This window comes from Citrobacter sp. CK188, assembly GCF_030333525.1.
Classification (GTDB): Bacteria; Pseudomonadota; Gammaproteobacteria; order Enterobacterales; family Enterobacteriaceae; genus Citrobacter_B; species Citrobacter_B koseri.
Genome location: NZ_JAOWFU010000029.1, coordinates 689,170 through 714,434, shown reverse-complemented (window position 1 = coordinate 714,434; position 25,265 = coordinate 689,170). Strand labels below are relative to the sequence as shown.

Genomic DNA, 25,265 nt, shown 5'->3' with positions numbered 1-25,265 from the left:
AAGTGGCTCAACACGCTGTTTATTTCCCTGATGCCTTTCTGACGCAAATGCGCGAAGCAATGCCTTCGACACTCTCTTTTGACGATTTCCTCGCCGCCTGCCAGCGCCCGTTACGTCGCAGCATTCGCGTGAATACGCTAAAAATTTCTGTGACCGACTTTCTTGCCCTGACGGCGCCCTATGGCTGGTCGCTGACGCCTGTTCCCTGGTGCGAGGAAGGTTTCTGGATCGAACGCGATGATGAAGAGTCGTTGCCGCTGGGCAGCACCGCCGAACATCTGAGCGGCCTGTTTTATATTCAGGAAGCCAGCTCAATGTTGCCGGTCGCCGCGCTGTTTGCTGAAGGGAATACGCCGGAACGCATTATGGATGTTGCTGCCGCGCCGGGTTCGAAAACCACCCAGATCGCCGCGCGGATGAATAATCAGGGCGCCATTCTGGCGAATGAATTCTCCGCCAGCCGGGTCAAAGTGCTGCACGCCAACATCAGCCGCTGTGGGATCAGTAATGTTGCCCTGACCCATTTTGATGGCCGCGTCTTCGGCGCCGCGCTCCCGGAGACATTCGACGCTATCTTGCTGGACGCGCCCTGTTCAGGTGAAGGCGTGGTGCGCAAAGATCCCGACGCGCTTAAAAACTGGTCTGTCGAAAGCAACCTGGATATTGCCGCCACACAGCGGGAACTTATCGACAGCGCATTTCACGCGCTGCGCCCTGGCGGTACGCTGGTCTACTCCACCTGCACGCTAAATCGCGAGGAGAATGAGTCCGTCTGCTTGTGGCTGAAAGAGACCTACCCGGAAGCGGTTGAATTTTTGCCTTTAGGCGATCTGTTCCCGGAGGCGGAGCGCGCGCTGACGGCAGAGGGTTTTTTACACGTTTTCCCGCAGATTTACGACTGCGAAGGTTTCTTTGTCGCTCGTTTGCGTAAAACCGCAGCCATTCCCCCGCTTCCCGCGCCTGGCTATAAGGTCGGCAAGTTTCCGTTCGCGCCGATGAAGGGGCGTGAGGCGACGCAAATCACTCAGGCGGCTAACGCCAGTGGACTTCAGTGGGGAGAAAACCTGCACCTCTGGCAGCGAGATAAAGAGGTGTGGTTATTCCCGGCAGAGATTGAAGCGCTGATCGGAAAAGTCCGCTTTTCCCGCCTGGGCATAAAACTGGCGGAAAGCCATAATAAAGGTTATCGCTGGCAGCATGAAGCGGTGATCGCCCTCGCCGATCCACATCATGCCAACGCATTCGAGCTGTCTCATCAGGAGGCGGAAGAGTGGTATCGGGGGCGGGATGTCTACCCGCAAACCGCGCCGTCTGCCGATGATGTGCTGGTCACATTCCAGCATCAGCCCATTGGGCTGGCGAAACGGATTGGTTCCCGGTTGAAGAACAGTTACCCACGCGAACTGGTTCGCGATGGCAAACTCTTTACCGGTAACGACTGAAAGCGGTCAAAAATAGCGCACTTTTTTACTGGCGCTTTTGCTGAAGTTGGCTACGCTGAAATTTGGGCGATCAAACTGGTCGTACCACAATCAGCGAACTAACGGAGAGCACGATGATGAAAACCAGTGTGCGCATTGGCGCTTTTGAAATCGACGATGCCGAGTTACATGGCGAATCGCCGGGGGACCGAACGTTAAGCATTCCCTGTAAATCCGACCCAGATTTATGTATGCAACTGGATGCCTGGGATGATGAAACCAGCATTCCCGCCATTTTAAACGGAGAGCACTCTGTTCTATTCCGCACCCGTTACGATCGTAAGTCCGATGCCTGGGTCATGCGTCTTGCCTGACTCAAAAAGAACCCGTCGCCAGACGGGTTATTTATTTCGCCCTTTCCCCCTTGCGACAACCTCTCCTACACTATCGATACGGCAGGACAATTTGAGGATGGAATGTTCGCACTGGTACTTTTTGTTTGCTACCTGGACGGCGGCTGTGAGGACATTGTGGTGGATATCTACAATACTGAACAGCAGTGCCTGTATTCGATGGACGACCAGCGGATTCGTCACGGCGGCTGTTTTCCGGTCGAAGACTTTATTGACGGCTTCTGGCTACCCGCTCGCCAGTACAGTGATTTTTAATTACTGAAGTTGAACCAACGTCAGTTCCCCGCCAAATACCGCGCCAGTATCAATATAGTGCAAATTATCGATATCAACGCGATGACGCAGCGGCGTATGACCAAACCAGAAGTGATCGGCCCCGGCAATGCCGTTTCCCTGACCCGCATGCCGCTCGCTCAACCGGGAACGACGCCATAGCACCTGGTGTAAATCCACCTCTTTTTGCCAGGCATAGACCTGATGCGGATAATCAGCATGCGCCACAACATGCATGCCGTTCTGGCAGTGCAATTCCAGAATCCAGGGTAAACGCTGACAGTCGTCGAGCGCCTTTCTCGCCAGGCGCTGCTGGTTTGCCGACAATGCGGCATACCAGTCGCCGCCGTTCATAAACCATAACGACAACTGCGAGGCGGCCAGCGCGTCTAACGCCATCTGCTCGTGATTCCCTCTGACGGCAACCACCCACCGTTTGTGCAGAAGTTCCAGACACCGCAAGCTGTCAGGCCCACGGTCGATCACATCCCCCACCGACACCAGCAGATCCTGCCACGGATCAAACCGACACTGTCGTAGTTTCTCCATCAACTGCGAAAAACAGCCGTGGAGGTCGCCGACAATCCAGACATGCCGCCACTGACTCCCCTCAATTTTCTGATAGACGTTTTCCGGCTGTTTCATTGGTTCACCATCAGTAAAAATGAACCTGACATACTTAACCATAGCAGGAAATCTTCAGTCGCAGGCCCCCCCTCCTGAGACCATTAATCATTTTTATAGCAATAATTTAATCTGCAATAATTCTTGTTGATTTCAATAAAATCATATAAATGCCAACTTATGTAAAAGTGTAATGATAATTATTTTTATTATCATTTTCATGCATTATCTTATTGACTTTGCTTTTTTTAACAAAGGAAGTTCGATAATGCGTATTAAACCTCTCGCTTCACTTGTCTTATCTTGTCTGGGCGCCACAAGTTTTAATGTTTTTGCAGAAGATGTCATGGTCGTCACCGCATCGGGATACGAGAAAAAGATCACCAATGCGGCAGCCAGTGTTTCTGTTATTTCACAACAAGAATTACAGACCAATAAATATAATGATCTTGGCGATGCTCTCAGGGCCGTTGAGGGAGTGGACGTTGAAAGCAGTACCGGAAAAACAGGGGGGCTTGAAATAAGTATTCGTGGGATGCCTGCCAGTTATACCCTTATTCTTATTGACGGTATTCGTCAGAATGGAACATCGGATGTAACACCGAATGGCTTTTCTGCAATGAATACCAGTTTTATGCCCCCACTTTCAGCCATTGAACGTATAGAGGTTATACGCGGGCCCATGTCTACGCTTTATGGGTCAGACGCCATTGGCGGCGTGGTGAATATTATTACCAAAAAAAGCACCGATAAGTGGAGCACGGCCATCAATACGGGAGTGAACCTACAGGAAAGTAATAAATGGGGAAACAGCACAACCGCAAATTTCTGGTCAAGTGGTCCCCTGATTCCTGGCTCGCTGGATATGCAGGTTCGTGGAAGCACAACCCAGCGACAAGGCTCCAGCATTACATCACTGAGCGACACCGCAGAAACACGCGTTCCTTATCCCACTGAGTCGCAAAACTACAACATCGGCGCGAGATTTGACTGGAAAGCCAGCGCAAACAATACGCTATGGATGGATCTCGACACATCCAGACAGCGTTATGATAACAGCGACGGTCAGCTTGGTAGCCTCACGGGCGGATATGATAAAACGCTCCGCTATGAGCGCAATAAAGTGACGTTAGGACATGACACCGCCTTAACGTTTGGTACATGGAAATCGTCTCTTAACTGGAATGAGACAGAAAACAAAGGACGGCAGCTGGTTTCCTCCGCTCTGACGCCCGATCAAGCCTGGAGAGCGGGTGACGATCGTGAACTGAAAAATACCAATGTTATTCTCAACTCGGTGCTTCTCACGCCGCTGGGAGAATCACATTTACTGACGGTGGGTGGCGAATACTGGGACGCACGAATGAAAGATGGCGTCGTTCTGGCCAGTTCAGGTGAAAAGTTCCATCAAAAAAGCTGGGCGACTTACCTTGAAGATGAGTGGCATATCCTGGATTCTCTGGCGTTTACCGTAGGGAGTCGCTATGAACATAACGACGTATTCGGCGGTCATTTCAGTCCTCGTGGCTATCTGGTCTGGGATATGACAGATGAATGGACGCTCAAAGGGGGAATCACAACCGGTTATAAAGCGCCTTCTCTTAGCCAGTTACATAACGGCATCAGCGGTGTTTCTGGTCAAGGAACAATCAATACCGTCGGTAATCCAGATTTAAAACCTGAAGAAAGCACCAGTTATGAAACCGGACTTTATTACGATAATGGCAATGGGTTCAATGCCAATATAACCGGATTCTACACTGAATATCGCAATAAAATTGTTTCTTATTCGATTGATGACAATACCAGTAGCTATACCAATAGCGGAAAAGCACGTACCGATGGTGTCGAATTTGCAACATCGTTCCCGCTCTGGTTGGATAATTTGAGTCTGTCGCTCAACTATACCTATACTCAGAGCAAACAGAAAGATGGAGATAATAAAGGCGCACCACTCAGCTATACACCAAAACATATGGCAAATGCCCGCGTTAACTGGCAGGCGACAGATGATTTAAATGCCTGGCTTAGCGCCCGCTATCGCGGTAAAGCGCCCCGCTTTACTCAGACCTATGACAATCTCAGTGCGGTACAGCAGAAAGTGTATGATGACAAAGGCGCAAATCTAAAAGCATGGACAGTGCTGGATATGGGATTATCTTATAAACTGACTAAAGATTTAACCCTGAATACCGCCGTCAATAACGTGCTGGATAAAGACTTTAGCGACGTCAAATTATATCAATCTGGCCGTTCCAGCACCTATGCCGGTGATTATTTCCAGACTGCGCAGTCAACGACCGGATACGTTATTCCTGGTCGCAACTACTGGATGTCTTTAAACTATCAGTTCTAATAATACAGCAAGCGTCCATACACTCCGTATGCGGCGCTTGCTTATCTTTTTGTGAGTATAAACAGCCCAAAAACACACGGATATTAATTAATAAATATCTACCCTCACAATATGAATTACCCAATAAAATCAATCTGATTATCATTATCGCACATCTTGAAAAGATTCCAGGCATTAAAAAATAGAGAATAGTCACTGAACAACCCCACTCTTCAGTGTGGTATCGCTGAGGCATTCTTTGTTGCGACGCAATTCACAACCAGGAAACCTCGCCGTCATCACCGTTGATTTCATTGATGTAAATCAATTCCCTTCATGCGTAGTTACGCAAAAGTAACAGTGATGTGAATTAGTTGCGAGAAGCACCTTATGTCGATAAAGAACTTTACAGGCAAAACAGTGATAAAAAACATCCGTTTTTCATACAGTTTGCTGAAACAAATAGAACAAGTGATGGCAAAAGAAAAAACCAGCAATTTTTCTGCATGGGTAAAAGAAGCATGTCGTGAAAAAGCCCTGAATTCCAGTACGCCCAAAGACGTAAATAGAAACAAAAATTAACTCTTTATAGCTACGACCAAAATGAAAAGATGCTTATTTATTAGTAAATACACCTTTATCCTGATATCTATTGGGAATGTTATCTATTTCATTTTGAATTATCACGCATTAGACGCGGTATTGATCATACTGTTTTATGTCGCTCTGATTTTTACCCCCGTCATCCTCATCCTGCGAGCCTTCTGTGCGCAGCATGAGTAACTCATCGAGCATGATTCATAAACGTTCATCCATGTAAACCTGGCTTCACACGGCACTCTGACGCACAAAAATTAACATACCAATCAAAAAACCCTGGACGCACTCGGTACAGAGTATGTTATGGTTTGGACAGGATATGGAAAATTCGAGTAACTTTCGTGTGTTTTCGGGTTAGTATCTGAAAACACACTTCAAAACAAACAGATAAAAAGAGACCGAATACGATTCCTGTATTCGGTCCAGGGAAATGGCTCTTGGGAGAGAGCCGTGCGCTAAAAGTTGGCATTAATGCAGGCTAAGTCGCCTTGCCCTTTAAGAATAGATGACGACGCCAGGTTTTCCAGTCCACGACGAAAGTGGCCGGTAAAAAACGACCGTTGCCAGCCGCAACAACGAAAAAACCGCAAGTTCCTCTGCATGAGGCTTGCGGTTTTTTATTGGAAATCAGAAAGATACTTCTGGTAATTAGCAGAGCTTTTCCGCGCGTTCAATAAACGGCGCCAGGCTCATTTTTTCACCCGGTTTTGCCGGATCGTCAATCTGAATGACGGTGATAGCCTGCGCGTTGGTTTTGCCGCTTGCAACTTGCTGCTCTGCAACATCGTTCAGCGGGTATTGCACCAGCGTGCTCGGGTTGATGACATACAGGGCATGGCCCGGTCGGCAAGTCAGCATCACCTCTTCGCGGTTAAACGCCCACTTGTCTTTACCCACTTCAAAGCGGCTCACGGTGATAACCTGAGGCGCCGCCAGCGCAGCACCTGAACTTGCCAACAATAGCAGAGAGAGAATCATTTTTTTCATGAGTTTTGCCAGTCCATCAGAAGGGTTCCAGGGTTGCGAACAGGCTGACAATCGCCAGCACAACGGCTCCAATTCCCCATTCAATCTGAGTCATCCAGATAAACCAGAGATTCGCGCGGCGATTTTCCTGCCGCATACGTGGTACGAGAACATACCGGTTCGTTAGCGCAATTGCCACCATTAGCAGGACAAGGACACATTTTAACAAAAGAAACTGCCCGTACGCGGTATGCCAGGGGGCGGAAAACCCCGTAATAAAAAGCACATTTGCGATGCCGGTGCACAATACGCCCGCGACAAACAGATGACCATAGCGGGAGAAACGCATCATTGTTTCGATGGCCTGTTGTCGCCAGCGACCTTGCGCCATGCGCATACAGTAGATAACCGGCAGCAGGCCGCCAAACCAGGCCGCAGCGCACACCAGATGAGTCGCATGGTTAATCTGCTGTACCGCGCCCACCACGCCATCATTCAGCGTGGCGTGGCCAACGCCTGCCAGTAACATAAACTGGGCAATCATCAGGATGAACAGCAGACGCGGTAAATTTCTCGGCACAACCAGCGTCATGACCAACGTGACAAGCGCGAGAATAATCTGCCACAGCCATACGCCGCCAAATTGAGTCTGTAAAACCGCGCCCCATATCGAAACCGAGATCATGTCCTGCCAGCCCGCCCCCATTAGTCCACCCTGGATCGCCAGCATCAGCGTCGCGCTGACAAAGCTCCACACGGCAGCGTGCTGTTGCAGGCGCAGAAAGCGGCGCATCATCAGGCGACGAACAGAAATCGGCGCCAGCCACGCGCCATATAACGCGCAGCCAAACACCAGCATCATGGCGCTAAAATGGATAAAGCGAAGCGCTACCCAGGTAAACGTCAGCATGATTACTTCACGCTAAAGGTGTATTGCCCTTTTGTCTTATGACCGTCAACCGACACCACATGCCAGTTAACCGTATAGGTTCCGGGATTAAGCGTCTGATCCAGAGGAATAATGAGCTGTTTCGCATCCTGCTCATTGCGCTTCGCAGGCCGCGTTTTGATGCTTTCCTGCTTTGGCCCGGTCAGCGTCGCCCCGCTGAAGCCAGGCTCAATGCCTTCGGAGAAATTCAGCGTCAATGCCTGCGGCGCGGCAGTCACCTCAGCGTCAGCCGCCGGGTATTGATGCGTCAGATGCGCATGTGCCCAGGCCGCAGGCGCCGCCAGCGTTGAGGCGAGGAAAAGGAGAGCATAGCGCAAAGAAGGTGCAGTAGAAGCCATATCAATTATTCCTTTTTGTTATGTCTGATTTACAGAGAATAACCTTCTATAATGGTCGAGTCGAGAATCATCATTTCCGGCTTGCCATTGAGGCGCACTCTTAGTAACTTTTGCGCGCCATTGATGATAAGGAGAAGCGTATGCAAACGAACCTGGCTCAACTTGAACAAGCTGACATGGATAAGATCAACGTTGACCTGGCCGCAGCCGGTGTGGCGTTTAAAGAGCGTTACAATATGCCCGTCGTGGCAGAAGTCGTTGAGCGTGAACAGCCAGAACACCTGCGCGAATGGTTTCGTGAACGTCTGATTGCCCACCGTCTGGCGTCGGTTTCCCTGTCACGCTTACCTTACGAACCGAAAGTTAAATAAACTTATATAGCGTTACACTTCCTTACACATGAGTTGCTACAGTATAAGTACATTCTTAAACTAAGATTTAAGGATGATTGTAGACACTATGAAAAGGAAATCATTATGTCACACTGGAAAATCGCGGCGGCGCAGTATGAACCACCTCGCGCCACGCTGGCAGAACATGTCGCGCACCATCTGCAATTTGTTGAGATTGCTGCCAGCCAGCAATGCGAACTCCTGGTATTCCCTTCCCTGTCGTTAACCGGATGCAACGATACGGCGCAGGCGCTCCCTGTCCCGCCCGATGAGTCCTTATTACAGCCGCTTGCTTATGCGGCATCCGCGTACCGCATGACGATTATCGCCGGGCTGCCGGTTGAGCATAACGGCCAGTTAGTCAGAGGCATTGCCATTTTCGCCCCCTGGGTGACATCGCCGCTGATCTTTCATCAAAGCCACGGTGCCTGCGTGGCCCGCCACCGGAAAACGATAAGCGTGATGGATGAGCAGCCGGAAGGCATTGATATCGATCCCGCCTTTTCGTTATTCACCACCAGCCAGTGCGTCAGCGAACATGATTTATTTACCTCCACCTCCCGGCTGCAACGTTTTTCGCATCGCTTCGCCATTGCCGTGTTGATGGCAAACGCCGGAGGCAGCAGCGCGCTATGGGATGAAAGCGGCCAGCTCATTGTCCGCGCGGACAGCGGTTCTCTGTTGTTAACAGGTCAGCATACGACACGGGGTTGGCAAGGCGATATCATTCCATTACGCTAGGTGTTTTCGGTCGGGAGCACCCCATGTTGCGAGTTATAGATACGGAAACCTGCGGACTACAGGGCGGGATTGTTGAGATTGCCTCTGTCGATGTGGTGGCGGGGAGAATTGTCAATCCAATGAGCCATCTGGTTCGTCCCGACCGCCCCATCAGCCCGCAGGCGATGGCGATTCACCGTATCAGTGAATCGATGGTTGCCGATAAACCCTGGATCGAAGATATCATTCCGCTCTATCACGGAAGCGAATGGTATGTCGCGCATAACGCCAGTTTCGACCGGCGTGTGCTGCCAGAGATGCCGGGAGAGTGGATTTGTACCATGAAGCTATCCCGCCGGTTATGGCCGGGGATCAAATACAGCAACATGGCGCTCTACAAATCCCGTAAGCTAAGCGTGCAAACACCGCCCGGCCTTCATCATCACCGCGCATTGTATGACTGCTATATCACGGCGGCATTGCTGATCGATATTATGAACACGTCAGGCTGGACGGCGGAACAAATGGTCGACATTACCGGACGCCCGGCCCTGTTAACGACATTTACGTTTGGCAAATATCGCGGCAAAGCCGTTTCTGAAGTCGCCGAGCGCGATCCGGGCTATCTGCGCTGGTTATTTAATAACCTTGACAACATGAGCCCGGAGCTGCGTTTAACGCTTAAACACTATCTGAGCGACGCCTGAGCGCCTGCCTGCCCTGGCAACGTGCCCTGAGCGAGACCAATCAGAAAAGCGAATTCCAGCGCCACTCCCTCATACGCTTTAAAACGCCCGGACTTCCCGCCATGCCCGGAATCCATATCCGTACACAGCAACAGCAGGTGGTCATCCGTTTTCAGTTCGCGCAGTTTAGCGACCCATTTGGCGGGTTCCCAGTATTGCACCTGCGAATCATGTAACCCGGTGGTAACCAGAAGATGCGGATAGTCCTGCGCGGTAACGTTGTCGTACGGACTGTAGCTTTTCATATACGCGTAGTATTCCGCATCCTGCGGATTTCCCCACTCTTCGAACTCTCCCGTGGTTAAAGGGATAGATTCATCAAGCATTGTCGTCAGGACGTCAACAAACGGCACCTGCGCGATGACGCCATGAAAAAGTTCAGGACGTTCGTTAATCGCGACGCCCATCAACATGCCGCCCGCGCTGCCACCCATGCCATAGCAAAATGAAGGCGAGCCGTAGCCCAGTTTCAGCAACGCGTCGCAGGCATCAAGATAGTCATTAAACGTATTTTTCTTTTTCAGAAACTTACCGTCTTCATACCACTGATGACCTAACTCACCGCCGCCGCGAACATGCACGATGGCGTAAACAAACCCGCGATCCAGCAAACTTAACCGACTGCTGCTGAAATCGGCATCCATGCTGGCGCCATAGGAACCGTAGCCGTAGACAAGCAGCGGATTTTGCCCCTTGCGGAAATGTTTTCGATGGTAAACCAGCGAAACCGGAACCTCTACGCCATCCCGGGCGACAATCCACAGGTGCTCGCTCTGATAATTCACAGCGTCAAATCCCGGCACATCCGTTTGTTTGAGCACGCGCCGCTCGCCGGTATCCATGTCCAGCTCAAACAAGGTGTCCGGCGTCGTCATCGATGAATAACCATAACGCAAGCGGGACGTTTCCGGTTCAGGGTTATAGGCAAGCCAGGTGACGTAGGCCGGATCGTCGAACGCAATCCCCGTTACTTCACGCGTTTTACGGTTAATCTGCCGCAGGCTGGTCAAACCACGCTGGCGTTCTTCCACCACCAGCCAGTCGGTAAAAAGGGTAAACCCTTCCAGCATGATGCTCTCGCGCGGCGCAATCAGCTCTTCCCAGGCATTTTCATCACGTACCCGGCTGCGATACAGACCAAAGTTTTTTCCGTGGCGATTGGAACGCAGATAAAACTTATGCTGGTAATGATCGAGACTGTATTCATGATCTTTACGCCGTGGTAAAAACGAGAAGGGTTCCGCATCGGCCAGTTCAGCATCCAGCAACAGCACTTCACTGGTGGTCGCACTGGCGAGATGGATCACCACATAATGCTGAGAGGTGGTTTTGTGCAAACTGACGTAAAAAGCGTCGTCCTTTTCTTCATAGACCAGTTGATCCTGCGTGGCCGGCGTACCCACGGTATGACGCCATACCTGGTAAGGCAGCAACGTGGTGCCGTGTTTACGCACGTAGTAAAGCGTCAACGAATCATTCGCCCAGACAAACTCTGGCGCCACGTTATCCAGCAGTTCCGGGTACCAGTTACCGCTTTCAAGATTACGAAAACGCAGCCCATACTGACGACGGGAAAGATAATCTTCCGCCAGCGCCATGATGGTGTTGTCCGGCGTAATGGCCATTCCACCGAGAGTATAAAACTCGCTGTGGGCCGCTCGCTGATTCGCATCCAGCAATAAATCCCACGCATCCAACTCTTCACTTCGCGCCGGCTGGCGCGGGTAAATAGCATATTCACACCCTGGCTCATAAATCTGCCGGTAGCGATAACCATTTTTGACGTAAGGCGCGGAAACATCTCTGGGCGGAATGCGATCGATAATCTCTTTCAGCACGCGATCCTGTAACGCCTGCTGTGACGCCATGACCTGATGTCCATAGGCGTTTTCCTGATGCAGATAGTCAAGGACATCAGGCTGCGAGCGGGAGTCGTCTCGCAGCCAATAATAGTTATCGACACGGGTGTCGCCATGCAGCGTCATGGTGTGCGGAATACGGGTGGCTTTTGGTAGCATGTCTTTGTTCTTTTGTCTTTAAACACCCTATAAGGGTGGCAAAAGTCACGCACGATGCAAGCGAAACATGCTATGCAGGGGATTACGTTAGCCTGGCAGAGCCTGCTTTTGCTGTTGCAGATCCTGCTCGATGCCGTCCCGCACATCCTGAGGAATTTTCAGCGCATCGCCCAACGCATTCAGATAACTGCGCTCCATAAAATGGTCGATATCAATGGCGGCACAGCTCAGGAAGTAGATTTCCAGCGCCTCTTCCTCATTACGGATGCCTTGCGCCAGACGCTGCGGATCGAGCGGCTGTTCAATCGCCCGTTCGATAAGCACACGTCCCTGCTCCTCCACCCCAGCTTCACGCAACTGGCGTTCGATGGCTGCACGCTCCTGGCTATCGATATGCCCGTCGCTTTTCGCCGCAAACACCAGGGCGAGGAGCAACCGCTCGGTTCGTTGGTCCAGCGGCGAACTCTGCGCGCCGAATTGCGGCTCATCCTGATGCGCAGCACGTACCCTCTCTTTGTATTTGTTCCATAAGACGGTGCCTGCCACCGCGCCGCCGCCAACCAACAGGGCGCTGGTGCCATATTTAGTCAGTAACTTACGGGAAGATTTATTGGCGACCAGTAAACCGGCCAGACCGCCTAACGCGCCGGGAACCAGCAGTTTACTCAGCCCTTGTTCGCCTGAAGAAGATGCAGAGGCTCCGTTTTGCCCGAGAAGAGATTGTAATTGGTTTAGCCAGTTAGCCATTTTACCCCTCAAATACAAACGATGAATCGTCAAAGCGTACTTGAGGGGATGTCAGGAAGTGTCTAATTCAGCAAAAGATGCGCAAATTTGCCATTAGCGGGGCTGGTATTCCGCGGTTCCGGCTTTGCAATCAACCTTTACCAGATAATGAAGATCGGCACTTTTCCCGCGAACAGTCAGAGGAACCATCCAGTTACCCTCTTTGCCGGTAATATCCTGAGTGTTGACCCACACTACCGGATTCGCCTGTCCGACCTTTTTTTGGTCATCAGCCCAACGTACGATACGGTTTTGTTGATAATCGCGCTTCACGCTGGCGGCGATCCCATCAGCGTTCAGCCCTTCACAGGTCGGGAATTTCACCGATTTGCTGGCCGTATCGGCAGCGAAGACCGATACGCTGGCGGACAACAACAGCAGGCTCAACAGCGCTCCTCTTTTTTTATTCATACTTTTTCTCCTTATATCTCCTTCGTCTTTCAGGCTGCATGTTTGCAACGCGAAATCCACGGGCATAGCACAATGATTCAGGAAAAAGCATGGTACAAAACGTCAGGAGCGCAAGTCAGACTCAGGCCGCTTGCGTGTCATCCTCCGCCGTCGCATCGCTTTTAACCACCTGCGGCGACGGTAATTTGCCGGTTTTCAGGATCGTGCTCAATACGTCTTTTTGTTCAGCCAGCCACAGAGAAAGCGCTTCGCGCTGTTCGTCTTCCATCGCTACCGGAGACTGCTCAAGCCATGTGTCGAGCAGGTCTGCCGTATCAAGCATTTTGTCATACGCATCGGCGTCCTTTTTGCTGGTAAACGACATTTTTTCCTCACCTTCCCGAATGACCACGTATTTAACTTCAACCGCCATTTTTGCAGCCTCTCAATTACCTGTAATTATGTACAGTATATTACTTTTCAGTAATGAAATCAACCTGGCAATAAAGACAGACGCAAACGTTTTCGTATATACTGCGCCCAGTTAAATCAGGGGATATATTTTATGACGTTATTAGGCACCGCGCTGCGTCCGGCGGCTACGCGCGTAATGTTATTGGGTTCAGGCGAACTGGGAAAAGAAGTGGCGATCGAATGCCAACGCCTGGGTGTGGAAGTTATCGCGGTGGATCGTTACCCGGATGCGCCAGCGATGCACGTCGCCCACCGCTCACACGTCATCAATATGCTGGATGGCGAAGCGCTGCGCCGCGTGGTTGAACGCGAAAAGCCGCATTTCATTGTGCCGGAAATTGAAGCTATCGCGACGGACATGCTGGTAGAGCTGGAGCAGGAAGGACTGAATGTGGTGCCTTGCGCCCGGGCGACGCAACTGACGATGAACCGTGAAGGCATCCGTCGTCTGGCGGCAGAAGAGCTGGCGTTGCCGACCTCTTCTTTCCGTTTTGCCGACAGCGAAGAACGCTTTCGCGAGGCGGTGGCAGAGATCGGTTTTCCCTGCATTGTGAAGCCAGTGATGAGTTCTTCCGGTAAAGGACAGAGTTTCATCCGCAGCGCCGACCAACTGTCGCAGGCATGGGAATATGCCCAACAGGGCGGCCGCGCTGGCGCAGGGCGCGTGATTGTCGAAGGCGTGGTTAAATTCGATTTTGAAATCACTCTGCTGACCGTCAGCGCCATAGATGGCGTCCATTTTTGCGCCCCTGTCGGCCATCGTCAGGAAGACGGCGATTATCGTGAATCCTGGCAACCGCAGCAGATGAGCGATCTGGCGCTGGCGCGCGCGCAGGAGATCGCCCGCAAGGTTGTTCTGGCGTTAGGCGGCTATGGGTTATTTGGCGTCGAGCTTTTTGTCTGCGGCGATGAGGTAGTCTTCAGCGAAGTCTCCCCGCGACCGCATGATACCGGCATGGTGACGTTGATTTCGCAAGATCTGTCAGAGTTTGCCCTGCACGTTCGCGCTTTCCTCGGCCTGCCCGTGGGCGAAATTCGTCAGTATGGCCCTGCCGCGTCCGCCGTTATTTTACCGACGCTCACCAGCCAGAATGTAACGTTTGATAATGTACAAGCGGCCGTCGGAGCGGGTTTACAGGTGCGGTTCTTCGGCAAGCCGGACATCGACGGAACTCGTCGGTTAGGCGTCGCGCTGGCGACAGCGGAACGCGTCGAAGAGGCCGTTGAGCGTGCAAAACACGCGGCGGCGCAGGTGAAAGTCGCGGGGTAAAAAAATGCCGGATGGCGCTGCGCTTATCCGGCCTACAACCCTATAAAACGTAGGCCCGGTAAGCGTCAGCGCCACCGGGCATTTGAGCTTACTGTTTCGCGCCTTCTACCGCTTCGCGAGCCAGTTTCGTGATGCGATCGTAGTCCCCCGCTTCCAGCGCGTCAGCCGGAACCAGCCAGGAACCCCCGATACACAGAACGCTTTTCAGCGCCAGGTAGTCACGGTAGTTCGCCGGAGAGATACCGCCAGTCGGGCAAAAGCGTACCTGAGAGAACGGACCTGCGATCGCCTGCAACGCTTTGGTGCCGCCGTTAGCTTCCGCCGGGAAGAATTTGAACTCTTTCAGGCCGTAGTCCATACCCAGCATCAGTTCGGAAACAGTGCTGATACCTGGAATCAGCGGAATGGTGCCTTCGGTCGCCGCTTTCAGCAGAGGCTCCGTCAGGCCCGGGCTGATAGCAAACTGCGCGCCCGCTTCCGTCACTTCCGCCAGCTGTTGTGCGTTCAGAACCGTACCCGCACCGATGATCGCTTCCGGCACTTCTTTCGCGATAGCGCGGATGGCATCCATCGCACACGCGGTACGTAAAGTCACTTCCAGAACGCGCACACCGCCTGCAACCAGCGCTTTTGCCATCGGCACCGCGTGTTCCAGTTTGTTCACCACGATCACCGGTACAACCGGGCCTGTGGTCAGGATTGCTTCTGCACTTGTTTTCCAGTTTTTCATCAGAGTTTTCTCTCGCCTGAGTACAAAATTTGTCGTCTTAAAACGTCATACAGGTTGCGCCCTGCTCGGCGCCGGACAGTTTTTCACGCAACGCGCTGAACATCTCACGGCCTGTACCGATGCGCGATGCGCTCAGGTCAGGAATGTGAGGCTGGCGAGCAGCAAGTTCCGCATCATCAACCAGCAGCGTCAGTTCGCCTGTCTGTCCATTCACACGAATAATGTCGCCATCGCGTACTTTCGCCAGTAGCCCGCCATCATAGGCTTCCGGGGTTACATGGATTGCTGAAGGCACTTTACCTGAAGCACCGGAAAGCCGTCCATCGGTAACTAACGCAATTTTGAAACAACGGTCCAATAATACACCAAGTGGCGGCATGAGTTTATGTAATTCTGGCATTCCGTTCGCTTTTGGTCCCTGATGGCGCACAACCACCACGCAATCGCGGTCAAGCAGACCCGCTTCAAAAGCCGGTAAAACATCATGCTGACTTTCAAAAACAACCGCTGGCGCTTCAATAATTTGATTTTCAACCGGCACCGCAGACGTTTTCATGACCGCGCGGCCAAGGTTGCCGCTCAGCACTTTCGTTCCGCCGTGGTGGGAGAACGGCTTATCAAAGGTGGCAATCACATTGCTGTCCAGGGATTTCGCCACCCCTTCGCGCCAGTCCAGCTCGCCGTTGTTCAGCCACGGTTCGAAGGTATAGCGAGACAGACCAAAACCCGCCACGGTATTCACATCTTCATGCAACAGTCCCGCATTCAGCAGTTCACGCATCAGTGCCGGTACGCCGCCTGCCGCCTGGAAGTGGTTAATATCTGCCGGGCCATTCGGATACAGACGCGCCATCAACGGTACGATTTCCGACAGATCGGAGAAATCATCCCAGTTAATCAGGATACCTGCCGCCCGCGCCATCGCGACGAGGTGCATGGTGTGGTTAGTTGAACCGCCGGTTGCCAGCAGCGCCACAATGCCGTTCACGACCACTTTTTCATCAATCATCTTACCGATCGGCATCCATTCGTTGCCGTTACCGGTCAGGCGCGTCACCTGGCGCGCGGCGGCAGCGGTCAGCGCTTCACGCAACGGCGCGTCCGGGTGAACAAAGGATGAGCCGGGCAACTGCATCCCCATGAACTCCACCACCATCTGGTTGGTGTTGGCGGTGCCGTAGAACGTACAGGTGCCTGGCGCGTGGTAAGAGGCCGCCTCAGATTCCAGCAGCGCCATGCGATCGACCTTCCCTTCCGCATATAACTGGCGGATACGCACTTTTTCTTTATTAGGCAGACCGCTTGCCATCGGGCCGGAAGGCACAAAAACAGACGGCAGGTGGCCAAATGACAGCGCCGCCATCGCCAGACCGGGGACGATTTTGTCACACACGCCAAGGAACAGCGCGCCATCAAACATATTGTGAGACAGCCCCACCGCCGCCGACATTGCGATCACTTCGCGGCTCAGCAGAGAAAGCTCCATACCGTCCTGCCCCTGCGTCACGCCATCACACATCGCAGGAACGCCGCCAGCGACCTGGCCTACCGCATTCGCAGAATGCAGCGCTTTGCGGATGATCTCGGGATAGTGCTCATACGGCTGATGAGCGGAAAGCATGTCGTTGTAAGAGGTGATGATCCCGATATTGTTACGCAACATGCTCTTCAGTGACGCTTTGTCGTCAGGCTGGCAGGCGGCAAAGCCGTGCGCCAGGTTACCGCATGCCAGCTGCGAGCGATGAACAGTGGATGTTCTCGCTTGTTCAATACGGGCGAGGTAGGCAGAACGTGTCTCACGCGAGCGTTCGACAATGCGCTTTGTTACGCGTAACAAATCTGGATTCATAGAGGCTCCTGAAATTTATTTGTCTGTGCCGCCGATTAACAAAGAGTTTCAGTAAGGTTAAATATTGCTGAATCGCTTGTTATATGGCGCACTGGGGCAAAATCACTTCCGGCAGTGTAATAAAAAAAGCCCCGCGGGTGAATCCACGCGAGGCTTAAAAGTGCAAAAATTGTTCTACAATCTGTGTTAGATCATGTTACCGGTAAAATAACACCTATGGGCTAGATGGAATTTTACTCAAACTCATTCCAGGAACGGCCATCACGGGTGATCATCGCCACCGAAGCGACCGGCCCCCAGGTCCCTGCCTGATACGGTTTTGGCGCATCATTATCCATTTCCCAGGCTTCAGTGATGGAGTCCACCCACTTCCAGGCCTCTTCAACTTCATCACGACGCACGAACAGCGCCTGAATACCGCGCATGGTTTCCAGCAACAGACGCTCGTAAGCATCCGCCAGATGCGTTTGATTGAAGGTTTCGGAATAGCTCAGATCCAGTTTGGTGATCTGCAAATTATGCTTGTGGTCCAGACCCGGCACTTTGTTAAGCACCTGGATATCCACACCTTCATCAGGTTGCAGACGGATGGTCAGTTTGTTCTGCGGCAGATCCTGCCAGGACTCTTTGAACAGGTTCAGCTCAGGCGTCTTGAAGTAGACGACAACCTCAGAGCATTTGGTCGGCAGACGTTTACCGGTGCGCAGGTAGAACGGTACGCCCGCCCAGCGCCAGTTGTCGATGTCCACGCGAATCGCCACAAAGGTCTCGGTGTTGCTGCTCTTGTTCGCTCCCTCTTCTTCGAGGTAGCCCGGTACTTTTTTGCCCTGAGCAAAACCGGTGGTGTATTGCCCGCGAACCGTTTTCTCGCGCACGTTAGAGCGATCGATGCGGCGCAGCGACTTCAGCACTTTCACTTTCTCATCGCGGATGCTGTCGGCCGTCAGATCGGACGGCGGCGACATCGCAATCATGCACAGAATTTGCAGCAGGTGGTTCTGGATCATGTCGCGCATCTGGCCCGCCTGGTCGAAGTAGCCCCAGCGACCTTCAATGCCCACCTCTTCCGCAACGGTAATTTCCACATGATCAATCGTGCGGTTGTCCCAGTTATTCACGAACAGCGAGTTGGCAAAACGCAGCGCCAGCAGGTTAAGAACGGTCTCTTTGCCCAGATAGTGGTCGATACGGTAAACCTGGCACTCTTCAAAGTACTCGCCTACCTGATCGTTGATTTCACGCGAGGTCGCCAGCGAGGTGCCCAGCGGTTTTTCCATTACCACGCGAGCCGGTTTAGCGTTCAGCTTCGCTTCACCCAGACCTTTACAGATGGCGCCAAAGGTGCTCGGCGGCATCGCAAAATAGTTAATGGTGGTGCGCGATTTTTGATCCAGCATGGCCCCCAGACGACCGAACGCCTCAGTGTCGTTAACGTCCAGATTGCAAAAATCCAGACGGCCGCTCAGGGTATCCCACAAGCCTTCATCAATCTTTTCTTTCATGAAGGTTTCGAGCGCTTCGCGAACCACTTTGGTATAGGCATCTTTGTCCCAGTCCGCGCGACCCACCCCGATAATACGGGTATCCGGGTTAATCTGACCGGCTTTCTCCAGTTGATACAGGGAAGGCAGCAATTTTCGGCGCGCCAGGTCGCCTTTCGCGCCGAAAATGACCAGGTCACATGCCTGGGCTGTTTGCGTTACCGCCATGTCATTCTCCTCAGTTAAATATCCTGGTGCTTTTGCCAGGGTATAGTTGTAATTTTATTACAATGCACTGTACTGCTTTTACGTGAATCCCGAAACTGTAAACGCTTATCCACCCGTGCGATTCGGGCGATCTTCGGTTTTCCCGCGGTAAATAGCCGTAAAACAGATAAAAAAATTGTCGTTTTCGTACATGTGACAGACAGCTAAAATCAGACACCGATCATGTAATGAAAAAAAACAACAACTATTCTATCCATTTTGCCCCCTTCCCGGATGCTCAGGGGTAATATCTAACAAAATCGCATCTCGATTTCCCACATCATTGAAATCGTTATTAACTGTGAGCTTTTCTACATCATGAATATGCTAGAAAAAATCCAGTCTCAACTGGAACATTTGAGCAAGTCAGAACGTAAAGTAGCCGATGTTATCGTTGCCTCCCCCGACCGCGCGATTCATTCAAGTATTGCTACGCTGGCCCAGGAAGCGAACGTCAGTGAGCCTACCGTGAACCGTTTTTGCCGCAGCATGGATACGCGCGGCTTCCCTGATTTTAAACTGCATCTGGCACAAAGTCTGGCGAATGGTACCCCTTATGTTAATCGCAATGTGGATGAAGATGACAGCGTTGAGTCCTATACGGGGAAAATCTTCGAGTCTGCGATGGCCAGTCTGGACCACGTTCGCCAGTCGCTGGATAAATCTGCGATAAACCGTGCCGTCGATTTGCTCACCCAGGCGAAGAAAATCGCCTTTTTTGGCCTGGGTTCCTCTGCGGCCGTGGCGCACGACGCCATGAACAAGTTTTTTCGCTTCAATGTGCCGGTGATCTACTCCGACGACATTGTCCTGCAACGTATGAGTTGTATGAATTGTAGCGATGATGACGTGGTCGTGCTCATTTCCCACACCGGCCGAACCAAAAGTCTGGTGGAACTGGCGCAGCTGGCGCGCGAAAACGATGCGATGGTGATTGCGCTAACCTCTGCCGGAACGCCGCTGGCACGAGAAGCAACGCTGGCAATTACCCTTGATGTGCCGGAAGATACTGACATTTATATGCCCATGATCTCTCGACTTGCTCAACTGACCGTGATAGATGTGCTGGCAACAGGATTTACTTTGCGTCGTGGGGCAAAATTCAGAGATAACTTGAAGCGTGTCAAGGAAGCGCTCAAGGAATCGCGTTTTGATAAAGAATTACTCATCAAGAGTAATGACAGCTAAAAGCAATAACAATGTTCTATCCTTTTCGTCATTCGGATACGTTCATTTTTAACCGTTAAGGTCTCAGAACGACCGGATCAATGTTCACGCAACACCAAGTTGTTTCAGTCAACGGAGTATTACATGTCCAGAAGGCTTCGCAGAACCAAAATCGTTACCACGTTAGGCCCGGCAACTGACCGCGATAACAACCTTGAAAAGATTATCGCTGCTGGCGCGAACGTCGTACGTATGAACTTCTCTCACGGCACGCCGGAAGATCACAAAGTGCGCGCGGATAAAGTTCGTGAGATTGCCGCCAAACTGGGGCGTCATGTGGCGATTCTGGGTGACCTCCAGGGGCCAAAAATTCGTGTATCCACCTTTAAAGAAGGCAAAGTTTTCCTCAATATCGGCGATAAGTTCCTTCTTGATGCCAACCTGGGCAAAGGCGAAGGCGACAAAGATAAAGTCGGTATTGATTATAAAGGCCTGCCTGCTGACGTCGTGCCTGGCGACATCCTGCTGCTTGATGATGGTCGCGTACAGCTAAAAGTGCTGGAAGTTCAGGGCATGAAAGTCTTCACCGAAGTGACCGTCGGCGGCCCGCTCTCTAACAATAAAGGAATCAACAAGCTGGGCGGCGGTCTCTCCGCCGAAGCACTGACCGAGAAAGATAAAGCGGATATCGTTACCGCAGCGCAGATTGGCGTGGATTATCTGGCGGTCTCCTTCCCGCGCTGCGGCGAAGATCTGAATTATGCACGTCGCCTGGCGCGCGATGCAGGTTGCGATGCCAAAATCGTCGCGAAAGTAGAACGCGCGGAAGCCGTCTGCGACCAGAACGCAATGGACGACATTATTCTTGCATCAGACGTGGTGATGGTTGCGCGTGGCGACCTCGGCGTTGAGATTGGCGATCCTGAACTGGTCGGGATTCAAAAAGCGCTGATTCGCCGCGCTCGTCAGTTGAATCGTGCGGTGATTACCGCCACGCAGATGATGGAATCGATGATCACCAACCCAATGCCAACCCGCGCGGAAGTGATGGACGTGGCGAACGCCGTGCTGGACGGCACCGACGCCGTCATGCTGTCGGCGGAAACGGCGGCAGGACAATACCCGGCAGAAACCGTTGCGGCAATGGCGCGCGTTTGCCTGGGCGCAGAAAAGATCCCGAGCATCAATGTCTCTAAACACCGTCTGGATGTCCAGTTCGACAACGTTGAAGAAGCGATCGCAATGTCCGCCATGTATGCGGCGAACCACCTGAAAGGGGTAACGGCGATTATCTCCATGACCGAATCCGGTCGTACGGCGCTGATGACTTCGCGTATCAGTTCCGGCCTGCCGATTTTCGCCATGTCCCGCCATGAACGCACGCTGAACCTGACCTCTCTTTACCGTGGCGTTACGCCGGTTCACTTTGACAGCGCGGCGGACGGCGTTGTTGCGGCAAGCGAAGCGGTTAACCTGCTGCGCGATAAAGGCTATCTGGTTTCGGGCGATCTGGTTATCGTGACCCAGGGCGACGTGATGAGCACCATCGGCTCCACCAATACCACACGTATCCTGACCGTCGAGTAATCGTTGGTGATGAGCCTGATGGCGCCTCGCTTATCAGGCTTACAGGCCGGGTAACAAAAAAGCCTCTCTGACGAGAGGCTTTTTTTATTTGATGGGATACCACTCTTTGCGCTTATACGGCTGAATTTCACCCGGTTTGCGGGTCTTGAGCAGTTTCAGAATCCAGGTATATTGCTCAGGATGCGGTCTGACAAAAATCTCCACCTCTTCGTTCATCCGTCTGGCGATAGTGTGGTCATCCGCAGTCAGAAGATCGTCCATCGGCGGTCGCACCAGGATGGTCAGACGGTGCGTTTTACCATCATAAACCGGGAAAAGCGGCACCACGCGAGCACGACACACCTTCATTAACCGGCCAATGGCTGGCAGCGTCGCTTTGTAGGTTGCGAAGAAATCAACAAACTCACTGTGTTCCGGGCCATGATCCTGATCCGGCAGATAGTATCCCCAGTAGCCCTGACGGACAGACTGGATAAACGGCTTGATGCCATCATTGCGCGCATGCAGACGGCCGCCAAAACGACGACGGACCGTGTTCCAGACATAGTCAAATACCGGGTTGCCCTGGTTATGGAACATCGCCGCCATTTTCTGCCCCTGGGACGCCATCAGCATCGCGGGAATATCCACGCCCCACCCGTGCGGCACCAGAAAGATCACCTTTTCATTATTCCGCCGCAGCTCATCAATGATCTCCAGCCCCTGCCAGTCGACGCGCTTTTGCAGTTTTTCAGGCCCACGAATTGCCAGCTCAGCCATCATGGTCATCGCCTGTGGCGCGGTCGCAAACATTCTGTCGACGATAGCTTCACGCTCTGCTTCGCTGTACTCAGGAAAACACAGAGATAAGTTGATCAGCGCGCGACGCCGGGCGCTTTTCCCCAGACGTCCGGCAAAACGTCCCAGCTTCGCCAGTAAAGGATCGCGAAACGACGCGGGCGTTAATGCAATACCCGCCATTGCGGCCACGCCCAGCCAGGCACCCCAATAGCGTGGATGACGAAAAGATTTCTCAAACTCAGGGATGTACTCAATGTTATTTTTTTTCGTTTCCATGCTTTTCCAGTGTTTGATGCCACGAAAAGTAAATCTGTTGATAGTGTAGCGGCGCGCTGTGCGCCACACAAAATAAAAAAGCCGGTACGCATCGCGTACCGGCTCCATAAGCGTATTTATTAATCGAAGCGCAACTGCGGCAGGACTTCTTTAACCTGCGCCAGATAAGCACGGCGGTCAGAACCTGTCAGCCCTTCGGTACGCGGCAGTTTTGCCGTCAGCGGGTTAACAGCCTGCTGGTTAATCCAGACTTCATAGTGCAGATGCGGCCCGGTAGAACGCCCGGTATTGCCTGACAGCGCGATACGATCGCCACGTTTCACTTTCTGCCCAGGTTTCACCAGCAGCTTACGCAGGTGCATATAACGCGTGGTGTAAGTACGGCCGTGACGGATAGCGACATAATAACCTGCCGCGCCGCTGCGTTTCGCTACCACGACCTCGCCGTCACCAACCGACAGCACGGGCGTACCTTGCGGCATCGCAAAATCGACGCCTTTATGCGGCGCAACGCGACCGGTCACCGGGTTCAGACGACGCGGATTAAAGTTTGACGAAATGCGGAACTGCTTCGCCGTCGGGAAGCGCAGGAATCCTTTCGCAAGCCCTGTACCGTTTCGGTCATAGAACTTACCGTCCTCCGCGCGAATCGCGTAATAATCTTTTCCATCTGAACGCAGACGCACGCCCAGAAGCTGGCTCTGTTCACGTTTACCATCCAGCATTTCACGCGACATCAACACAGAGAACTCATCGCCTTTTTTCAGCTTACGGAAGTCCATCTGCCACTGCATCGCTTTAATGACGGCGCTGACTTCTGCGCTGGTCAAACCGGCGTCTTTCGCACTGGCGACAAAGCTTCCGCCAACTGTGCCTTTCATCAGGCTATTGACCCAGTCGCCCTGCTGCATTTCGCTGCTCATTTTGAAACCCGTTCCGCTACGATCGTAGGTACGCGTTTCGCGGCGTGAGACTTCCCAGGTCAGGCGTTGCAAATCGCCGTCTGGCGTCAACGTCCAGGAGATCTGCTGGCCGATTTTCAGATTACGGAGTTCCTTATCCGCAGCGGCCAGTCGGCTGATATCGCCCATATCAATGCCATACTGATTCAAAATGCTGCTCAGCGTATCGCCGGTGGAGACAACATATTCATGCACGCCCACTTCGCCAGACGTTTTGTCGTCCAGCTCATCCTGTGGGATCGCTTCATCTTCCTGCGCAGCCTGATCAATCGGTTCGCTGGCTTCAGGCAACAGCGAACGAATTTCACTCTTTTCCAGTTCGATGGTTTTGACGATGGGCGCAGAGTCAGGGTGGTAAACGTAAGGCCGCCATACCGCGACGGCCAGTGTCAGAACAGTAAGCGACCCCAGCATAACGCGGTGGGGTCGGGGCAGATTATTAAATGCCAGGGCGACAGAGCGGGCTATCTGTTGCACGTATTCACTTCCTCATTAATCTCCTTTCAGGCAGCTCGCATACTGGTTGGCTAATTGATTCAGAAACGCTGAATAGCTTGTTTTACCCAGTTTAATGTTCGTTCCGAGGGGATCCAACGTTCCCATTCGAACGGATGTCCCTCTCGCAACGGCTTCAACGACCGCTGGCCTGAACTGTGGCTCAGCAAAAACGCAGGTTGCTTTTTGCTCAACCAACTGTGTTCTTATTTCATGTAAACGCTGCGCACCAGGTTGAATCTCAGGGTTCACGGTAAAGTGACCAAGCGGAGTTAGCCCATAATGTTTTTCGTAGTAGCCGTAGGCGTCATGAAAAACGAAGTACCCTTTCCCCTTGAGCGGTGCGAGCTCGTTACCTACCTGCTTATCGGTTGCGGCTAATTGTGCCTCAAAATCCTTCAGGTTGGCGTCAAGTTTGGCTCGACTTTGCGGCATAAGTTCCACTAATTTTTCATGGATTGCAACCGCTGAAGCCCGCGCTATCTCTGGGGAAAGCCAAAGATGCATGTTGTAATCACCATGATGGTGATGTGCGTCACCTTTTTCACCGTGCGCATGCCCGTGCTCGTGATCGTCATCGTCGTCATCAGCGCCTTTCATGAGTAACGGTTTCACGTCGGCGAGCTGCGCAATCGTTACCTGTTTTCCGTCAGGAATGTTCTTTACTGACTTTTCCATGAACGCTTCCATCTCAGGGCCGATCCAGACAACTAAGTCCGCGCCCTGTAAGCGTTTTACGTCAGACGGACGCAGTGAATAATCATGCTCAGACGCCCCATCCGGCAATAAAACCTGGGTGTCCGTAACGCCATCGGCAATGGCGGAAGCGATGAAACCTAAGGGCTTGAGAGAGGCGACAACGGCGGCATTTGCGGCCTGTGTTGCACCACCCCATAGCGCAGCGGATAATGCTGCGAAAAGAAGCGTATTTTTATGTAACATAATGCGACTAATCA

At 52.4% G+C, this 25,265-nt stretch carries 25 protein-coding genes; 11 read left to right on the top strand and 14 right to left on the bottom strand.

Going from position 1 to position 25,265, the window contains the following annotated elements; all coding sequences use genetic code 11:
* Nucleotides 1-2: 2 nt before the first annotated feature.
* The 3 genes from rsmF to OGV67_RS08940 all read left to right on the top strand — a co-directional run bounded on the left by rsmF (nucleotide 3) and on the right by OGV67_RS08940 (nucleotide 2,089).
* Entirely contained in the window at nucleotides 3-1,442 is a 1,440-nt protein-coding gene (gene rsmF, locus OGV67_RS08950; RefSeq protein ID WP_115181545.1) for a 16S rRNA (cytosine(1407)-C(5))-methyltransferase RsmF, read from the top strand.
* Nucleotides 1,443-1,558: 116 nt separating this feature from the next.
* Complete coding sequence (locus OGV67_RS08945) at nucleotides 1,559-1,795, top strand: YebV family protein (RefSeq protein ID WP_024130262.1); 237 nt, start codon at nucleotides 1,559-1,561, stop codon at nucleotides 1,793-1,795.
* A gap of 102 nt (nucleotides 1,796-1,897) precedes the next feature.
* A complete protein-coding gene (locus OGV67_RS08940) occupies nucleotides 1,898-2,089 on the top strand; it encodes a YdfD/YebW family protein (RefSeq protein ID WP_012132031.1) in 192 nt (63 codons plus the stop codon).
* Here the strand turns inward: OGV67_RS08940 and pphA are convergent, their stop codons facing one another.
* The gene (gene pphA, locus OGV67_RS08935; RefSeq protein ID WP_047464032.1) at nucleotides 2,090-2,752 is read right to left on the bottom strand and encodes a protein-serine/threonine phosphatase; all 663 of its coding nucleotides are present in this window, start codon (nucleotides 2,750-2,752) and stop codon (nucleotides 2,090-2,092) included.
* A gap of 247 nt (nucleotides 2,753-2,999) precedes the next feature.
* On the opposite strand from pphA, the gene OGV67_RS08930 reads away from it, so the two are divergent.
* Together OGV67_RS08930 and OGV67_RS08925 are read left to right on the top strand one after the other, a co-directional pair.
* Nucleotides 3,000-5,087, top strand: a complete 2,088-nt coding sequence (locus OGV67_RS08930; RefSeq protein ID WP_115614250.1) for a TonB-dependent receptor — start codon at nucleotides 3,000-3,002, stop codon at nucleotides 5,085-5,087.
* Nucleotides 5,088-5,456: 369 nt separating this feature from the next.
* A complete protein-coding gene (locus OGV67_RS08925) occupies nucleotides 5,457-5,648 on the top strand; it encodes a YlcI/YnfO family protein (protein ID WP_012132027.1) in 192 nt (63 codons plus the stop codon).
* Between the two features lie 666 nt (nucleotides 5,649-6,314).
* Here the strand turns inward: OGV67_RS08925 and OGV67_RS08920 are convergent.
* From OGV67_RS08920 to yobA, 3 genes are read right to left on the bottom strand one after another with little or no spacing between them, the layout of a single operon-like run.
* Nucleotides 6,315-6,653, bottom strand: coding sequence for a YebY family protein (locus tag OGV67_RS08920; protein ID WP_012132024.1), 339 nt, complete (start codon nucleotides 6,651-6,653; stop codon nucleotides 6,315-6,317).
* A 16-nt stretch (nucleotides 6,654-6,669) separates the two neighbouring features.
* A complete protein-coding gene (gene copD, locus OGV67_RS08915) occupies nucleotides 6,670-7,545 on the bottom strand; it encodes a copper homeostasis membrane protein CopD (protein WP_286465512.1) in 876 nt (291 codons plus the stop codon).
* Nucleotides 7,545-7,919, bottom strand: a complete 375-nt coding sequence (yobA, locus tag OGV67_RS08910) for a CopC domain-containing protein YobA (RefSeq protein WP_012132022.1) — start codon at nucleotides 7,917-7,919, stop codon at nucleotides 7,545-7,547. The genes copD and yobA overlap by 1 nt, the downstream gene beginning before the upstream one ends.
* A 140-nt stretch (nucleotides 7,920-8,059) precedes the next feature.
* Here yobA and OGV67_RS08905 point away from each other — a divergent pair, with 140 nt between their 5' ends.
* The 3 genes from OGV67_RS08905 to exoX all read left to right on the top strand — a co-directional run bounded on the left by OGV67_RS08905 (nucleotide 8,060) and on the right by exoX (nucleotide 9,738).
* Nucleotides 8,060-8,290, top strand: coding sequence for a DNA polymerase III subunit theta (locus tag OGV67_RS08905; RefSeq protein WP_024130259.1), 231 nt, complete (start codon nucleotides 8,060-8,062; stop codon nucleotides 8,288-8,290).
* A gap of 105 nt (nucleotides 8,291-8,395) precedes the next feature.
* On the top strand, nucleotides 8,396-9,052 hold the full coding sequence (locus OGV67_RS08900) for a carbon-nitrogen hydrolase family protein (RefSeq protein ID WP_024130258.1): 657 nt from the start codon (nucleotides 8,396-8,398) through the stop codon (nucleotides 9,050-9,052).
* A 23-nt stretch (nucleotides 9,053-9,075) separates the two neighbouring features.
* Nucleotides 9,076-9,738 (top strand): exodeoxyribonuclease X, encoded by a 663-nt coding sequence (exoX, locus tag OGV67_RS08895; protein WP_012132019.1) that lies wholly within the window; start codon nucleotides 9,076-9,078, stop codon nucleotides 9,736-9,738.
* On the opposite strand, the gene ptrB is transcribed toward exoX, so the two are convergent.
* The 4 genes from ptrB to yebG form a co-directional block, all read right to left on the bottom strand.
* Nucleotides 9,720-11,795, bottom strand: coding sequence for an oligopeptidase B (gene ptrB / locus OGV67_RS08890; RefSeq protein WP_286465419.1), 2,076 nt, complete (start codon nucleotides 11,793-11,795; stop codon nucleotides 9,720-9,722). The two genes, exoX and ptrB, sit on opposite strands and share 19 nt — an antisense overlap.
* A gap of 87 nt (nucleotides 11,796-11,882) precedes the next feature.
* Complete coding sequence (locus OGV67_RS08885; RefSeq protein WP_115614248.1) at nucleotides 11,883-12,542, bottom strand: tellurite resistance TerB family protein; 660 nt, start codon at nucleotides 12,540-12,542, stop codon at nucleotides 11,883-11,885.
* A gap of 93 nt (nucleotides 12,543-12,635) precedes the next feature.
* Nucleotides 12,636-12,992, bottom strand: coding sequence for a protein YebF (gene yebF, locus OGV67_RS08880; protein WP_024130257.1), 357 nt, complete (start codon nucleotides 12,990-12,992; stop codon nucleotides 12,636-12,638).
* 121 nt (nucleotides 12,993-13,113) lie between these two features.
* Nucleotides 13,114-13,404, bottom strand: coding sequence for a DNA damage-inducible protein YebG (gene yebG, locus OGV67_RS08875; RefSeq protein WP_058669278.1), 291 nt, complete (start codon nucleotides 13,402-13,404; stop codon nucleotides 13,114-13,116).
* A 132-nt stretch (nucleotides 13,405-13,536) separates the two neighbouring features.
* Here yebG and purT point away from each other — a divergent pair, with 132 nt between their 5' ends.
* Nucleotides 13,537-14,715, top strand: coding sequence for a formate-dependent phosphoribosylglycinamide formyltransferase (gene purT, locus OGV67_RS08870; RefSeq protein ID WP_047463189.1), 1,179 nt, complete (start codon nucleotides 13,537-13,539; stop codon nucleotides 14,713-14,715).
* Between the two features lie 88 nt (nucleotides 14,716-14,803).
* Here the strand turns inward: purT and kdgA are convergent, their stop codons facing one another.
* From kdgA to zwf, 3 genes are all read right to left on the bottom strand, one after another.
* Entirely contained in the window at nucleotides 14,804-15,445 is a 642-nt protein-coding gene (gene kdgA / locus OGV67_RS08865; protein ID WP_012132013.1) for a bifunctional 4-hydroxy-2-oxoglutarate aldolase/2-dehydro-3-deoxy-phosphogluconate aldolase, read from the bottom strand.
* A gap of 37 nt (nucleotides 15,446-15,482) precedes the next feature.
* Nucleotides 15,483-17,294 carry a phosphogluconate dehydratase gene (edd, locus tag OGV67_RS08860; protein WP_049008840.1) on the bottom strand — a complete coding sequence of 604 codons (1,812 nt, stop codon included), beginning with the start codon at nucleotides 17,292-17,294 and terminating at the stop codon, nucleotides 15,483-15,485.
* A gap of 233 nt (nucleotides 17,295-17,527) precedes the next feature.
* Nucleotides 17,528-19,003, bottom strand: coding sequence for a glucose-6-phosphate dehydrogenase (gene zwf, locus OGV67_RS08855; protein ID WP_012132010.1), 1,476 nt, complete (start codon nucleotides 19,001-19,003; stop codon nucleotides 17,528-17,530).
* Between the two features lie 357 nt (nucleotides 19,004-19,360).
* Between zwf and hexR the strand changes: the two genes are divergently transcribed.
* Both hexR and pyk read left to right on the top strand, forming a co-directional pair.
* Nucleotides 19,361-20,230, top strand: coding sequence for a DNA-binding transcriptional regulator HexR (gene hexR / locus OGV67_RS08850; RefSeq protein WP_012132008.1), 870 nt, complete (start codon nucleotides 19,361-19,363; stop codon nucleotides 20,228-20,230).
* A 123-nt stretch (nucleotides 20,231-20,353) separates the two neighbouring features.
* Complete coding sequence (pyk, locus tag OGV67_RS08845; RefSeq protein WP_012132007.1) at nucleotides 20,354-21,796, top strand: pyruvate kinase; 1,443 nt, start codon at nucleotides 20,354-20,356, stop codon at nucleotides 21,794-21,796.
* A gap of 84 nt (nucleotides 21,797-21,880) precedes the next feature.
* On the opposite strand, the gene lpxM is transcribed toward pyk, so the two are convergent.
* The 3 genes from lpxM to znuA form a co-directional block, all read right to left on the bottom strand.
* On the bottom strand, nucleotides 21,881-22,852 hold the full coding sequence (gene lpxM / locus OGV67_RS08840; protein WP_058669451.1) for a lauroyl-Kdo(2)-lipid IV(A) myristoyltransferase: 972 nt from the start codon (nucleotides 22,850-22,852) through the stop codon (nucleotides 21,881-21,883).
* Between the two features lie 119 nt (nucleotides 22,853-22,971).
* Nucleotides 22,972-24,291 (bottom strand): murein DD-endopeptidase MepM, encoded by a 1,320-nt coding sequence (mepM, locus tag OGV67_RS08835; protein ID WP_024130255.1) that lies wholly within the window; start codon nucleotides 24,289-24,291, stop codon nucleotides 22,972-22,974.
* 15 nt (nucleotides 24,292-24,306) lie between these two features.
* Entirely contained in the window at nucleotides 24,307-25,251 is a 945-nt protein-coding gene (znuA, locus tag OGV67_RS08830) for a zinc ABC transporter substrate-binding protein ZnuA (protein ID WP_147294110.1), read from the bottom strand.
* Nucleotides 25,252-25,265: the final 14 nt, after the last annotated feature.

Coding starts and splice junctions, on each gene's coding strand:
- yebG (WP_058669278.1), bottom strand. CDS start 13,404: ATGGCGGTTGAAGTTAAATACGTGGTCATTCGGGAAGGTGAGGAAAAA.
- yobA (WP_012132022.1), bottom strand. CDS start 7,919: ATGGCTTCTACTGCACCTTCTTTGCGCTATGCTCTCCTTTTCCTCGCC.
- OGV67_RS08925 (WP_012132027.1), top strand. CDS start 5,457: ATGTCGATAAAGAACTTTACAGGCAAAACAGTGATAAAAAACATCCGT.
- edd (WP_049008840.1), bottom strand. CDS start 17,294: ATGAATCCAGATTTGTTACGCGTAACAAAGCGCATTGTCGAACGCTCG.
- yebF (WP_024130257.1), bottom strand. CDS start 12,992: ATGAATAAAAAAAGAGGAGCGCTGTTGAGCCTGCTGTTGTTGTCCGCC.
- OGV67_RS08900 (WP_024130258.1), top strand. CDS start 8,396: ATGTCACACTGGAAAATCGCGGCGGCGCAGTATGAACCACCTCGCGCC.
- lpxM (WP_058669451.1), bottom strand. CDS start 22,852: ATGGAAACGAAAAAAAATAACATTGAGTACATCCCTGAGTTTGAGAAA.
- OGV67_RS08885 (WP_115614248.1), bottom strand. CDS start 12,542: ATGGCTAACTGGCTAAACCAATTACAATCTCTTCTCGGGCAAAACGGA.
- ptrB (WP_286465419.1), bottom strand. CDS start 11,795: ATGCTACCAAAAGCCACCCGTATTCCGCACACCATGACGCTGCATGGC.
- pyk (WP_012132007.1), top strand. CDS start 20,354: ATGTCCAGAAGGCTTCGCAGAACCAAAATCGTTACCACGTTAGGCCCG.
- znuA (WP_147294110.1), bottom strand. CDS start 25,251: ATGTTACATAAAAATACGCTTCTTTTCGCAGCATTATCCGCTGCGCTA.
- pphA (WP_047464032.1), bottom strand. CDS start 2,752: ATGAAACAGCCGGAAAACGTCTATCAGAAAATTGAGGGGAGTCAGTGG.
- OGV67_RS08940 (WP_012132031.1), top strand. CDS start 1,898: ATGTTCGCACTGGTACTTTTTGTTTGCTACCTGGACGGCGGCTGTGAG.
- OGV67_RS08930 (WP_115614250.1), top strand. CDS start 3,000: ATGCGTATTAAACCTCTCGCTTCACTTGTCTTATCTTGTCTGGGCGCC.
- OGV67_RS08920 (WP_012132024.1), bottom strand. CDS start 6,653: ATGAAAAAAATGATTCTCTCTCTGCTATTGTTGGCAAGTTCAGGTGCT.
- kdgA (WP_012132013.1), bottom strand. CDS start 15,445: ATGAAAAACTGGAAAACAAGTGCAGAAGCAATCCTGACCACAGGCCCG.
- purT (WP_047463189.1), top strand. CDS start 13,537: ATGACGTTATTAGGCACCGCGCTGCGTCCGGCGGCTACGCGCGTAATG.
- OGV67_RS08905 (WP_024130259.1), top strand. CDS start 8,060: ATGCAAACGAACCTGGCTCAACTTGAACAAGCTGACATGGATAAGATC.
- exoX (WP_012132019.1), top strand. CDS start 9,076: ATGTTGCGAGTTATAGATACGGAAACCTGCGGACTACAGGGCGGGATT.
- zwf (WP_012132010.1), bottom strand. CDS start 19,003: ATGGCGGTAACGCAAACAGCCCAGGCATGTGACCTGGTCATTTTCGGC.
- OGV67_RS08945 (WP_024130262.1), top strand. CDS start 1,559: ATGAAAACCAGTGTGCGCATTGGCGCTTTTGAAATCGACGATGCCGAG.
- hexR (WP_012132008.1), top strand. CDS start 19,361: ATGAATATGCTAGAAAAAATCCAGTCTCAACTGGAACATTTGAGCAAG.